The following is a 13,306-nucleotide window of genomic DNA, read 5'->3' on the forward strand; positions in this document are numbered from 1 at the left end:
GTGAAGCGCTTCCCCGGAACGGGCCCTGGGCCTGCCTGCCCTAGGCCAGATCCTTGTGGATCGCCTTCGCGACACCCTGGATCGTGGTGATGCCGTAGCTCATCGTGCTGTTGTCCTGGGTGAGCACGGACATCATGTAGTCGTGGCCGCCGCCGCTGAAGGTGCCCAGGCTGTGGACGCGCCAGCCGTGCGTCGAGCGCTGTAGCCAGCCGTTCTTGACGTGCACGGTGACGCTCGACGGGGCCCCGGACGGGGTGCCCCAGCGCTGCGACGAGATGACCTGGTTCATCAACTTCAGCATGTACGCGCGGGAGTTGTCGCTCAGCACCGAGTTCTTGGCGGTGACCAGCTTGAGCAGCTTCTGCTCGTCGGTCACGGTCTCCTGGGTCAGGCCCCAGTAGTTGTTCGCGCCGGGCTTGGTCTGGGTCATGCCGGCCGCGGACAGGAAGCCCTTGATCTTCGTCATGCCGAGCTGCCTCCACAGGGTGGAGGTCGCGTCGTTGTCCGACTTGGTGATCATGGCCTTGGCGAGCGTCGTCTCGCGTGACGTCAGCAGGCGGTTGTGCTTCTTCGCGTCCCACAGCAGCGTGGCGAGGACGGTGACCTTGACGGTGCTGGCCGAGTCGTAGGCGCTCGTCGCCCGCAGGGTGCAGGTGGTCTTGGTGGTCCGGTCGTAGAGGCCGACCGCGACGGTTCCCTTACGGGTCGCGAGGGCGGCGGTGATGTCCTTCTTCAACTTGGCGGCCAGCCCCGCGTTCGCGGACGTACAGCTGACCGTCGGGGTGGCCGCGGCAGCGGGCGTCGCGGCGGCCAGGACGGGTATGAGCATCCCGGCGCCCACGCCGACGGCCAGCACTCTGGCCCGGCGGGTTGTCCAATAAGACTGAGTCATGCACGAGTTGACTCACAGGAAGGCATGAAAGGTTGTACGGGTTGGAGAACGGTTGTGCGACGCATTACCCCGCCCTGTGCGAATTCACAGCCGGCGGCCAGGTACGGCACAGCACCCTCCCACCCTGCTTTCGCACGATGCGTGGGTGACATCTGCCACCGATCCGCACCCCCACACCGAACCCGCGTCCGCCGACTGGCCGCCGCCGGCGCCACCCGCCGACGCGCCGCCCGAGAAGGCGCCCCGCTGGTCGCTGCCCGTCCTGGTCGCGATCATGGTCCTGGCGGCCGTGCTGTACTCGTGGAACCTCTCCGGCTCCAGCCTGAACAGCTTCTACAGCAGCGCCGTCTACAGCGGCACGCAGAACTGGAAGGCCTGGTTCTTCGGCTCGCTGGACGCCGGCAACTTCCTCACGGTCGACAAGCCGCCCTTCTCGCTGATGGTGATGGGCCTGTCGTGCCGGATCTTCGGCTTCGGCACCTGGCAGATGATGCTGCCGGAGGTCGCCGCCGCGCTCGGCACGATCTGGATCCTGCACGCCTCCGTGAAGCGGTACTTCGGCCATGCGGCCGCGGCGATCGCGGCGCTGGTCCTCGCCCTCACCCCCATCACGGTCGCCATCAACCGTGACAACAACCCCGACACGATCCTCGTCCTGCTGATGGTGGCGGGCGCCGCCCTCGGCCTGCGCGCCGTGCGCACCGAGCGGCTGCTGCCGCTGATCGGCTCCGCGGTCTGCTTCGGCTTCGCGTTCAACACCAAGCTCCTCCAGGGCTACATCGCCCTGCCCGCCGTCTTCGCCGTGTACCTCTTCGCGTCGAAGCTCGGCTGGAAGCGGAAGGTCGTCCAACTCGCCCTGGCCACGGTCGCGTTGGCCGTCTCCAGCTTCTGGTGGGCCACGGTCGTATCCCTCGTCCCCGCCTCGGACCGCCCGTACATCGGCGGCTCGACGGACGGCACCGCCTGGGACCTGATCATGGGCTACGACGGCTTCGGCCGCGTGTTCGGCGGCGAGGGCAACGGCGGCGGGGGCGGTGGGGGCGGCGGCACGTTCGCCGGCACCGCGGGCATCGGCCGTATGTTCAACGACGTCCTCGGCGGCCAGATCTCCTGGCTGCTCCCCTTCTCGGCCATCGCCCTGATCGCCGGCCTGGTACTGGTCGGCCGCGCCCCGCGCACCGACCCGACGCGTGCCGCGCTGGTCCTGTGGGGCGGCTGGACCCTGCTGCACTACGTCACCTTCAGCATGGCGCAGGGCACGATGCACCCGTACTACACGACCGCGCTCGCCCCGGGCATCGCGGCCCTGTGCGGTGGCGGCGGCGTGCTGCTGTGGCGCGCCTTCCGCGGCGGCGACGCCCGCTGGTCGTGGGTCCTGCCGGCCGGCCTCGCGGTCACCGGGATCTGGGCGATCGTGCTGCTGCGCCGGGCCTCCGGCTGGAACACCTGGCTGTGGCCGACGATCGGCGTGCTGACGGTCCTCGCGATCGCGGGCCTGTTCGTCTTCCGCTCCGGCAACCGGACCCGTCTCCTGACGGCGTCCGTCGCGGCGGCGGTCGTCGCGGCGCTCGCCGGACCGACGGCGTACGCCGTGACCCCGGCCACCGCCGGCGGTTCCGGCGGCGGCATGGGCGGTACGAACCCGACGGCGGGTCCGTCGACCGGCGGCGGCATGGGCGGCCCCGGTGACGGCGGTATGCGCGGCGGCGAGGGCGGCCCCGGCGGCGGTACGGCCCCGGGCGGCACCGGCACGGGCGGCGGCCGGGCGAGCGGCGAGATGCCGGGCGGCGGCGAGGCTCCCGGCGGGATGACCCCGGGCGGCGGCGGTACCGGCGAGGTGCCGCAGGGCGGCCAACAGGGCGGTACCAACGGGGAGTTCCCCGGTGGCGGCACGGCTCCTGGCGGCACCGGCGGCGAGAGCGGTACGGCTCCGGGTGGCACCGGCGGTACGCGCGGCGGCTTCGGCGGCGGCGGGATGGGCGGCGGGGGCGGCATGGGCGGCACGACGTCCAGCGCGCTCATCTCGTATCTGGAGAAGCACCAGGACGGCGCCAAGTGGCTGCTCGCGGTGTCCAATTCGCAGAGCGCGGGCCAGCTGATCCTCAGCACCCACAAGCCCGTCATCTCCATGTGGGGCTTCACCGGTTCCGACAAGGCGATGACCCTCGCCAAGCTCAAGGAGCTGGTGAAGAAGGGCGAGCTGCACTACATCCAGCTCGGCGGCGGCGGGATGGGCGGCAACAGCACCCTGAACACCGAGATCACCGCGTGGGTGAAGAAGAACGCGACGGCGGTGAAGGAGAGCGCGTACGACAAGAGCGCGACGTCCTCCACCACGAGCACGAGCACCACCAACACGTCCACGCTCTACCGGCTCGACCCCAAGGACGTCGGCTGACGCCCAGCGGCACCGAGAAGCACCGAGAGGCCCCCGACCACACGGTCGGGGGCCTCTTTTAACATTCCATTAACCTCTGCTTCTTCATGTGCATGTCATCCTCGCCAGTGCCGCCCCATTCAACCCGCGTAGATGGGACACTCTTTATGTTGGCGACTCGCATGCACCGCTGGAAATCGGTGGCGTTGACGACCGCAGCCGTTCTCGTCGGCCTCACCGTGCCGACCCTGACCGCGACCCCGGCGTCGGCCACGACGACCGCGTACGACTCGACGTACTACAAGAACGCGGTCGGCAAGACGGGCACGGCTCTGAAGTCCTCGCTGCACACGATCATCAGCACCAACGTCACGAAGATCTCGTACGCGGCGGTCTGGAACGCTCTCATGGCCACCGACCAGGACCCGAACAACAGCAACAACGTGATCCTGCTGTACAGCGGTGTCTCCCGCGCCAAGTCCCTCAACGGCGGCGACGTCGGCGACTGGAACCGCGAGCACACCTGGGCCAAGTCCCACGGCGACTTCGGCGAGGTCACCGGTCCCGGCACCGACCTGCACCACCTGCGTCCCGCGGACGTCCAGGTCAACAGCATCCGCGGCAACCTGGACTTCGACAACGGCGGCAGCGCGGTCACCAACGGCGGCGGCAGCACCGTCGACTCCGACTCCTTCGCACCGCGCGCGGCGGACCGGGGCGACGTGGCCCGCATGATCCTCTACATGGCCGTGCGCTACGAGGGCGACGACGGCTTCGCGGACCTGGAGCCCAACGAAAAGGTCAACAACGGCAGCAACCCGTACATGGGCAAGCTCTCCGTCCTCAAGGCCTGGAGCGCGGCGGACCCGCCCAGCGCCTTCGAGGAGAAGCGCAACCAGGTCATCTACGACACCTACCAGCACAACCGCAACCCGTTCATCGACCACCCGGAGTGGGTGGAGGCGATCTGGTAGGAAGCGCTGCTCGCCTGAACTCCCCACGCCATATGGGGGGTTCGGGCCATTCCGGCTATCTCGCCGGAAGCGGTCCCACGGCGCGCGGCAACGGCACCGGCGGAACCTTCGGCCGTTCGGCCATCCGGTCATTCGGCCGTTCGGTGGAAACCCGGGGCCTGTCGGTGCTCGTGCACGCACGGCGGCGGGCGGGACGGCATCGTGGCTCCCGTCCCGGCCCGCCCCCGTCCAGGAGGACCTCATGCTCGGCACCGACTTCACCACCGGATCGCCCAACTGGCTCGACCTCGGCAGCCCCGACACCGACGCGGCCGCCGCGTTCTACGGCGCCGTCCTCGGCTGGCAGTTCGTCTCGGCCGGTCCCGACACCGGCGGATACGGCTTCTTCCAGGTGGATGGGAAGACCGTCGCCGCCCTCGGACCGCTCACCGAGGAAGGGGCGAACTCCGCCTGGATGATCCACTTCAAGACCGACGACATCACGGCCACCGTCCAGTCCGTCACGGCAGGCGGCGGGACCGTCCGCATGGAGCCCATGGACGTCATGGGCGAGGGCATGCTGGCCCAGGCCACCGACCCGCAGGGCGCCCAGTTCGCGCTGTGGCAGCCCGGCAGGACCGCGGGCCTGGAACTCACCTCCGCCCCCAACACCCTGCTCTGGGTGGAGCTGCACGCCCCCGACCCGGAGGCGGACATCGCCTTCTACCAGGGCCTGTTCGGCTGGCGCACCCAGGAGATGGCGGCGCCCGGCATGACGTACCGGGTACTGAGCACCAGCCAGGGCGACCAGCAGGACGCCTCGTTCGGCGGAGCGGCACCCCTGGGCGAGGGCGAACAGCCGCGCTGGGTACCGTACTTCCACGTGACGGACACGGACACCACGGTCGCGACGGCCCAGTCCAACGGCGGTCCCGTCCTCATGCCGGCCACGGACGTACCGGAGGTCGGCCGCATGGCCTGGCTCCGGGACCCGTTCGGCGCGGCGTTCGCGCTGCTGACCCCGGACCCGCGGATGTGAGACCGGGCCGAACCAGCCGTCACCCCAGATGCGTGGCCGCGAACATCCGCAGCACGGCCGGGAGTACGACCACGGACGGTCCCGGCTCCCCCAGTGCCTTCGCGAGGTCCGCCTCCAGTGTCTCCGGTGTCGTCCGCACGCCCGGCACCCCGAACGACTCCGCCAGTGCCACGTAGTCCGGCCGTGCCAGTTCCGTCGCCGTGGCCTCGCCGAACGCGTCCGTCATGTACTCGCGGAGGATGCCGTAGCCGCCGTCGTCGACGATGAGCCAGGTGACGTTCAGGTCGTACTGCCTGGCCGTGGCCAGTTCCGCGATGGAGTACAGGGCGCCGCCGTCCCCGGACACGGCCAGCACCGGACGGGTCGGGTCCGCCGCGGCCGCTCCCAGCGCCGCCGGGAAGCCGTAGCCGAGGCCGCCGGCGCCCTGGGCGGAGTGGAGGTGGTTGGGGCCCTTCGCGTCGAAGGCCGACCAGGCCCAGTAGGCGAGGATCGTCATGTCCCAGAAGGAGGGGGAGGTGGGCGGGAGGGCCTTGCGGACCGACGCCAACACGCTCTGTTCCAGGGTCAGTTCCTGGGCGGCGATGCGTTCCCGGACCTTGCCCAGCACCTCCTCCACCCGCGCCGGCGCCGATGTGTCCGCGCGCTCGGTCACGGTCTCCAGCAACGCCTGGAGCCCGTGCCACGCGTCCGCGTGGATTCCCAGCGCTGGGTGGTTCGACTCCAGCTTGCCGAGGTCCGCCTCGATCTGGACGACCCGGCCCCGCGGTGCGAACGTGTGGTAGTTCGAGGAGAGTTCACCCAGTCCCGAGCCGACCACCAGGACGACGTCCGCGTCCTCCAGGAAGTCCGTCGTGTGGCGGTCCTCCAGCCACGACTGGAGCGACAGGGGATGCGTCCACGGGAACGCGCCCTTCCCGCCCGGCGTCGTCACCACCGGCGCCCGGAGCTTCTCCGCCAGCTGCCGCAGCTTCTTCGACGCGTCCGCGCGGATCACTCCGCCGCCCGCGATGATCACCGGGCGGGATGCCTTCGACAGCAAGTCGGCCGCCACGGCGGTCAGTTCGGGGCGCGGGACCAGGTCCTCCGGGGTCGCGTCCACCGCCGTCACCACCGGCAGCGACGTCTCGGCCAGCAACACGTCCTGCGGGATCTCCACCCACACCGGGCCGTGCGGAGCCGTGAGCGCCGACTTCCACGCCTCCGCGATCGCGGACGGGATCTGCGACTGGGTGCGGACGGTGTGGACGGACTTCACCACGCCCCTGAACGAGGCTGCCTGGTCCGGGAGTTCGTGGAGGTAGCCGTGGCGGCCGCCGCCCAGGCCCGGGGTCGGGATCTGGCTGCTGATCGCCAGGACGGGGGCCGAGGCCGCCCGCGCCTCCTGGAGCGCGGCCAGTGACGTCAGCGCGCCCGGGCCGGTGGACAGGAGCAGCGGGGCCGCCTCGCCCGTGATGCGGCCGTACGCGTCCGCGGCGAACCCCGCGTTGTTCTCCACCCGCAGGCCGATGTACCGCAGGTCGGAGCGGCGCAGCGCGTCGAACATGCCGAGGGCGTGCTGCCCCGGCAGGCCGAAGACCGTCGTCGCGCCGAGGCCCGTCAGGGTCTCCACGACCAGGTCACCGCCGTTGCGCCCGGGGGGCGGGTTCAGCGCGGCGGAGATCTGCGCGGCCGTCGGGCGGAGTTCCAGGTCGTGGTCGTGCGTCACTTGCTCTCTGTCTCCCTACGAGTCGCCGAGACGGGTCGGCGAGTCACTGAACCGGGCCGGCGGTCGGCCGTCGTGGGCGGATCACCAACTGCCCCTCGTGCCCTACGCGTTGCGTGCCTCCGCGATCTGCCGGGACATGATCGTGATCAGGTCGTACGCGGTGTGCGACGCGGCCACCGACGTGATCTCGGCGTGGTCGTACGCCGGTGCCACCTCGACGACGTCCGCCGACACCAGGTTGCAGGATGCCAGGCCGCGCAGGATCTCCAGAAGTTCGCGGGAGGTCAGGCCGCCGGCCTCGGGCGTGCCGGTGCCGGGCGCGTGGGCCGGGTCGAGGCAGTCGATGTCGATGGAGATGTAGAGGGGCCGGTCACCGATGCGCCGGCGCAGCTGGTCGGCCACCTCGTCGGCGCCCCGGCGGTACACGTCCGCCGCCGTGACGATGCCGAAGCCCATCTTCTCGTCGTCCTTCAGGTCCTGCTTGCCGTACAGCGGACCGCGGATGCCGACGTGCGAGAGCGCCTCCGTGTCGAGGATGCCCTCCTCGACCGCCCTGCGGAACGGCGTCCCGTGGGTGTACTCGGCCCCGAAGTACGTGTCCCAGGTGTCGAGATGGGCGTCGAAGTGCAGCAGGGCGACCGGGCCGTGCTTCTTCGCGACCGAGCGCAGCAGCGGCAGCGCGATCGTGTGGTCGCCGCCCAGGGTCATCAACCGCGCGCCGGTGTCGAGGAGTTGGTCCGCGGCCTCCTCGATGGTCTCGACGGCCTCGTTGATGTTGAACGGGTTCGCCGCGATGTCCCCGGCGTCCGCGACCTGCGCCAGGGCGAACGGGGACGCGTCCTGCGCCGGGTTGTAGGGGCGCAGCAGCCGGGACGCCTCGCGGATCGCGTTGCCGCCGAAGCGGGCGCCGGGCCGGTAGGAGACCCCGGCGTCGAACGGCACTCCGACCACGGCGACGTCCGCGGTGCCGACCTCGTCCAGGCGCGGCAGCCGGGCGTAGGTCGCGGGGCCGGCGAACCGCGGGAAGCGCGAGGAGTCGACGGGGCCGCGGGGCGTCTCGTTGCTGGTCATGGGGACTGCCTTCTTTCCTACGCTTCGTGACGTATGGGGTTGGTTGCGTACAGCTTGTGGCTGTTTGCGCGTTCGCTACGACTTTACTGGTGCGCGGCGACCGGTTCGGACGCCCGTTCGGGAGCGCCGCGTCCGGCGAGCCGGTCCCGCCAGGCGGCGAGCACGGCCGCGTCGGTCGGCGGGGTGGCGAGAGAGACGGTCACATAGGCGGCCAGAGACAGCAACAGGCCGTAGTACACAGGCTCGTTGGCGAGGATGCCGTAGGTCGCCATCAGGCCGACGACCGCGAGGCCGCCGACGATCACCGAGGCGAGTGCGCCCTGTGCGGTGCCGCGCTTCCACAGCAGTCCGCCGAGGATGGGGACGAGGAGTCCGCCGACGAGGAGGTTGTAGGCGACGGTCAGCGCCTCGACGACGTTGTTGAGCGCGATCGCCGTGACGATCACGCCGATGCCCATGACGAGGATGAAGACGCGGTTGCCCCGCACCTCGTCGTGGCCGCCCTCGTCGTCCCGGTCCCTGGCCGCGCCCCGCAGCCGCGACCAGATGTCGTTGTTGGCGACCGTGGCGCAGGCGATCAGCGCGCCGGACGACGTCGACATCACCGCGGCCAGGGCGGCGGCGAGCACCAACCCCCTCACACCGACGGGGAGTTCGTCCTTCACGATGGTCGCGAAGGCGTCGTCCGGGCTGCCGAGGTTCGGGTAGAGGACCTTGGCCGCCGTGCCGATGACGGCGCCCGCGACGGCGTAGACGAGGCAGTAGGTGCCCGCGACCGTGCCGCCCCACCTGGCGGTCCTGTCGCTGCCCGCCGTGAACACGCGCTGCCAGATGTCCTGGCCGATGAGCATGCCGAACGTGTAGATCAGGACGTAGGTGAAGATCGTCTCGCCGCCGATGCCCAGTGGGTCGAAGTACCCGGTGGGCAGCTTCGCCTTCATCTCGCCGAAGCCGCCGGCCTTGACGACCGCGATCGGCAGCAGGAGCAGCAGCACGCCGATCGTCTTCACCACGAACTGCACCATGTCGGTGAGGGTGATCGACCACATGCCGCCGAGCGTCGAGTACGCGACGACGATCGAGCCGCCGAGGACGATCGCGAGGGTGCGGTTCATGTCGAAGAGGACGTCGAAGATCGTGGCGTAGGCGATCGTCGAGGTGACGGCCAGCATCAGGGTGTACGCCCACATGACCACGCCGGAGATGACCCCCGCCCGGCCGCCGTACCTGAGGTCGAGCATCTCGGAGACGGTGTACACCTTCAGGCGGGCGATGCGGGCGGAGAAGAAGACGGAGAGGGCGAGCAGGCCGAGGCCGATGGTGAAGACCATCCAGGCGCCGGACAGGCCGTACTGGTAGCCGAGGCCGACGCCGCCGATGGTGGACGCGCCGCCCAGGACGATCGCGGCCATGGTGCCGGAGTACATGACCGGGCCCAGGCGGCGGCCCGCGACCAGGAAGTCGCTCTTGGACCTGGCGCGGCGCATGCCCCACCAGCCCATGGCCAGCATGCCGGCCAGGTAGACGACGATCACGGTGTAGTCGACGGCCATACGGGGGCCTCCTTCGCGCGCTCTGGGGTGTCCCCGGGTCCAGGGGTGTTCCGGCGCCCAGGGGCTGTCCCGGTGTCTCGGGGGGCTTGCGCCGCGACTGACCCTAGGTGGCCGGAAAGCGACTGCGAAGTGTACGTTTCATCCACCCGAACCCGAGGTGATGGAGGAAACATCCACCATGCCGGACCTCACGGTTCCGCCCACACCGCCCACTCCCCCCGTGCCTCTCGCCGCCCTCCTGGCCCGCGAGGACCTGGGGCTGCGGCAGATCGCCGGGCCGTCCGACCCCGACATCGCGATCCACTGGGCGCACACCTCGGAGATGCCGGACCCGTATCCGTACCTGCTCGGCGGCGAACTGCTGCTCACCGCGGGCGTCCACATCCCGGACGCGGCCGGCTCCGGCACCTACTTCGACGACTACGTCGCCCGGATCGTCGAGGCGGGCGGAGTGGCCCTCGGCTTCGGCATCGCACCGGTCCACGACACCGTGCCACGCGCCCTGGTCGCCGCCTGCGACCACTACGACCTCCCCCTCCTGGAGGTCCCGCCGCCCACCCCCTTCTCCCGCGTGGCCCGCGCGGTCTGGCAACTGATGGCCCAGGCCCGCCTCGCCGAACTCCGCCGCGTCACCGAGGCCCAGCAGAGCCTGGCGGCGGCGGCCTCCCGCCCCGACCCGCTCCCTTCGGTGCTGCGCCAGCTCGCCCAACGGGTGGGCGGCCGCGCGGTGCTGTTCGGTCCCGACGGGACGGAGATCGCGGGGGCGGGGCGGGGAGCGGGGGCGGCCAGAGCGACGGGGGCGGGGGCGGAGGCTGGCTCGACGGGCACGGGCACGGGCACGGGGGCTGGACGCGGCGTGGGAGCCGGCGGCGCGGAGGTGCGGGAGGCGTTGGCGGAGCTGGTGCGGGTGGTCCGGCCCCCGGCCGCCCCCGCCGCATCCCCCGCGTCCGCCACCGCACCCCCCAAGTCCTCCACCCCCAGCCCCGTGTCCACCGCCACCTCCACCGACGGCGCGCCCCCGACCCGGCCCGCCCCCACCTCCGCCACCGACACCGTCTCCGGCATCCACCTCGCCGCGTACGCCCTCGGTACCGGTCAGGGTTTCGTCCTGGGGGTCGCCGCCCCGCAGCGCGCGCCCGGCGACCACACCATCGCCTCCGTCGCCGCCGTCCTGCTCTCCCTCCTCACCGGCGAACACCAGAGCCGCACGGGAGCGGACCGGTCCTCGGCGCTCGTAAGGCTGCTGCTGGGCGCCCCGCCGGAGGACGTCGCGTCGCTGCTCGGCGGAGACCGCTGGCTGGTGGTGCACGCGCTGCCCGACACCGGAGCCGGCCCCGACCCCGTCGCCGCCTCCGCCCTGGGCGCCGCCCTCGGTTCCGCGCTGATCGACCTGGCGCCGGAGGCCGTACGGGTCCTCGTCCCCGGCGACCGCGCACCCGCCCCGCAGCCCGGCTGGACCCTGGGGGTCAGCGCCCCCGTGGCCCCGGAGGGCTGGTCCGCCGCCGACAAGCAGGCGGCCCGCGCCGCGGCCCGCGCCCGTGCGACCCGTACCCCGCTGGTCCGTCACGGCGCCTCCGGCCGCGCCGGGCTCGCCGACCTGCTCCCCGAGGACGCGGCCGAGGAACACGCCCGCACCCTCCTCGCGCCGCTCGCCGCGCACCCCGCGCTCACCGAGACCCTGCGCACCTGGCTGTCCCTGCACGGGAGTTGGGACCGTACGGCGGTCGCCCTCGCCGTGCACCGCAACACCGTGCGGCAGCGGATCGCCCGGTGCGCGGCGCTGCTGGAGACGGACCTCGACGATCCGGACGTACGGATGGAGCTGTGGTTCGGCCTGCGTCGGCTGTGAGAGCCGCCCGTGAGTGATCCACATCCCAGCGGGCGGGACGCCGGGCACGCCCCCAGCCCTCTGCTTCACAATGGGAACCATGCCGATACCCGGGACACCCAGCCGCGCCGAGCTTGTCGACCACCTTGTGAAGACCCGTATCGCGGGCGAGGTGGCCACGCCCCGCGAGAACAACCTCTCCCACTACCGCAAGCTCGCGAACGGCGACCGTCACTACTGGTTCGGGCTGGAGCTGGGCGACCGCTGGACGGACGAGCAGGACGTGCTCGCGGTGATGGCGGAGCGGGTGGGTGTCAATGACGATCCGGAGTACCGCTACGGCCAGGACACCATCGACCCGGAGCTGACGGTCGAGGGCCTGGACCGGATGGCGGCGCGGCTGCGCAAGGCCGCCGACGGGCAGCAGCGGGTGCTCTTCGCGACCGGTCACCCGGGCGGTCTGCTGGACGTGCACCGCGCCACGGCCGCCGCCCTGCGCACGGCCGGCTGCGAGATAGTCGTGATCCCGGAGGGGTTGCAGACGGAGGAGGGGTACGTCATGCAGTTCGCGGACGTGGCCGTCCTGGAGCACGGCGCGACGCTCTGGCACACGCACTCCGGTGAGCCGATGAAGGCGATCCTCACCGCCCTGGAGCGCGAGGGCCGCCCGCTGCCCGACCTGGTCGTCGCCGACCACGGCTGGGCGGGCTACGCGGGCCGCCACGGCGTCGACTCCGTGGGCTACGCCGACTGCAACGACCCGGCGCTCTTCCTCGCCGAGTCCGAGGGCACCGTCCAGGTGGCGGTCCCGCTCGACGACCATGTCGTCAGCCCCAGGTACTACGACCCGATGACGGCGTATCTGCTGGCCGAGGCCGGGCTGTCGGACTGAGCGGCCGGGCTCGGGTCCCCGGTCACGGCCAGGGGTTGAGCCCCTCCGCCCGGCGCTGCGCGTATCCCGGTGTCGGGTCCAGGTAGACCCGGCTGACCGCCGGGAACGCCTCCCGCAGCCGCTGCTCGGCCTGTTCGCAGGCCCACTCGATCTGCGCGGCGCTCGACCGGTCCCGGAAGTCGATCTTCGCGGCCACCAGCGCCTCGCGCGGGCCCTGCACGAGGGTCGTCAACTCCAGTACGGCCTCGATGTGTTCGACCCCGAGCAGCTCCTCCTTGATCCGCTCCCGCATGGCCTTGGGCAGCGGGCGGCCGATGAGGAGTTCCGCGTTGGAGCGGCCCAGCACCCAGGCGACGTAGAGCAGCAGGGCCCCGATGCACAGCGAGGCGGCGCCGTCCCAGGCGCCGGAGCCGGTGAGCTGGCCGCCGAGCAGGCCGCCCGCCGCGAGGACCAGGCCGACGAGCGCGGCGGAGTCCTCCAGGACCACGGCCTTGACGGCGGTGTCGGGGGTGTGGCGGAGGTAGCGCTTGAAGGAGGCGCCGAAGCGGGCCGCCTCGCCGCGCGCCTGGCGTACGCCCGTCCGCAGGGAGTAGCCCTCCAGGAGGAAGGCGACGCCGAGCACGATGTACGAGACGAGCGGGTCGCCGAGGTCCTCGCCCGCGACGAGGGTGTGGATGCCGTCGTAGATCGAGAAGACCGCGCCGCCGACGAAGGTGGCGACGGCGGCGAGCATCGCCCAGATGTAGCGCTCGGGGCCGTAGCCCAGGGGGTGGTCCTCGTCGGCGGGTTTGCCGCTGCGCTTGAGGGCGGTCAGCAGGAGGAGTTCGGTGACGGTGTCGGCGACGGAGTGCGCGGCCTCCGACAGCATCGCGCTGGAGCCGCTGATGACGCCGGCGACCGCCTTGGCGAGCGCGATGCCCAGGTTGGCGACGGCCGCGACGATCACGGTGACGGTGGACTCGCCGCCGCCGTCACCCTCCTCTGTGTCTGCCATGC

General features: G+C 71.6%; 10 protein-coding genes. 5 read left to right on the forward strand and 5 right to left on the reverse strand.

What is annotated here, in order from left to right:
- Positions 1-40: 40 nt before the first annotated feature.
- Complete coding sequence (locus ACIRB1_RS25320) at positions 41-892, reverse strand: serine hydrolase (RefSeq protein WP_403467070.1); 852 nt, start codon at positions 890-892, stop codon at positions 41-43.
- A 145-nt stretch (positions 893-1,037) separates the two neighbouring features.
- Between ACIRB1_RS25320 and ACIRB1_RS25325 the strand changes: the two genes are divergently transcribed.
- From ACIRB1_RS25325 to ACIRB1_RS25335, 3 genes are all read left to right on the forward strand, one after another.
- Positions 1,038-3,290 (forward strand): ArnT family glycosyltransferase, encoded by a 2,253-nt coding sequence (locus ACIRB1_RS25325; protein WP_403467072.1) that lies wholly within the window; start codon positions 1,038-1,040, stop codon positions 3,288-3,290.
- Between the two features lie 146 nt (positions 3,291-3,436).
- A complete protein-coding gene (locus ACIRB1_RS25330) occupies positions 3,437-4,243 on the forward strand; it encodes an endonuclease I family protein (protein ID WP_403467073.1) in 807 nt (268 codons plus the stop codon).
- A gap of 241 nt (positions 4,244-4,484) precedes the next feature.
- Entirely contained in the window at positions 4,485-5,261 is a 777-nt protein-coding gene (locus tag ACIRB1_RS25335; RefSeq protein WP_352184436.1) for a VOC family protein, read from the forward strand.
- A gap of 19 nt (positions 5,262-5,280) precedes the next feature.
- Here ACIRB1_RS25335 and ACIRB1_RS25340 read toward each other — a convergent pair whose 3' ends face one another.
- The 3 genes from ACIRB1_RS25340 to ACIRB1_RS25350 all read right to left on the reverse strand — a co-directional run bounded on the left by ACIRB1_RS25340 (position 5,281) and on the right by ACIRB1_RS25350 (position 9,590).
- Positions 5,281-6,966, reverse strand: coding sequence for a thiamine pyrophosphate-binding protein (locus ACIRB1_RS25340; protein WP_403467074.1), 1,686 nt, complete (start codon positions 6,964-6,966; stop codon positions 5,281-5,283).
- Positions 6,967-7,068: 102 nt separating this feature from the next.
- Positions 7,069-8,037 carry an agmatinase gene (gene speB / locus ACIRB1_RS25345; RefSeq protein WP_352184434.1) on the reverse strand — a complete coding sequence of 323 codons (969 nt, stop codon included), beginning with the start codon at positions 8,035-8,037 and terminating at the stop codon, positions 7,069-7,071.
- A gap of 83 nt (positions 8,038-8,120) precedes the next feature.
- Positions 8,121-9,590, reverse strand: a complete 1,470-nt coding sequence (locus ACIRB1_RS25350) for a sodium:solute symporter (RefSeq protein WP_403467075.1) — start codon at positions 9,588-9,590, stop codon at positions 8,121-8,123.
- 178 nt (positions 9,591-9,768) lie between these two features.
- Between ACIRB1_RS25350 and ACIRB1_RS25355 the strand changes: the two genes are divergently transcribed.
- Positions 9,769-11,439 carry a PucR family transcriptional regulator gene (locus ACIRB1_RS25355; RefSeq protein ID WP_403467076.1) on the forward strand — a complete coding sequence of 557 codons (1,671 nt, stop codon included), beginning with the start codon at positions 9,769-9,771 and terminating at the stop codon, positions 11,437-11,439.
- 79 nt (positions 11,440-11,518) lie between these two features.
- Positions 11,519-12,310: a phosphatase gene (locus tag ACIRB1_RS25360; RefSeq protein WP_403467077.1), complete on the forward strand. Its 792-nt coding sequence runs from the start codon at positions 11,519-11,521 to the stop codon at positions 12,308-12,310.
- Between the two features lie 22 nt (positions 12,311-12,332).
- On the opposite strand, the gene ACIRB1_RS25365 is transcribed toward ACIRB1_RS25360, so the two are convergent.
- Positions 12,333-13,304 carry a cation diffusion facilitator family transporter gene (locus ACIRB1_RS25365; protein ID WP_352184430.1) on the reverse strand — a complete coding sequence of 324 codons (972 nt, stop codon included), beginning with the start codon at positions 13,302-13,304 and terminating at the stop codon, positions 12,333-12,335.
- Positions 13,305-13,306 lie beyond the last annotated feature (2 nt).

The sequence above is a fragment of the Streptomyces sp. NPDC096013 genome, from assembly GCF_044763565.1.
Classification (GTDB): domain Bacteria; phylum Actinomycetota; class Actinomycetes; order Streptomycetales; family Streptomycetaceae; genus Streptomyces.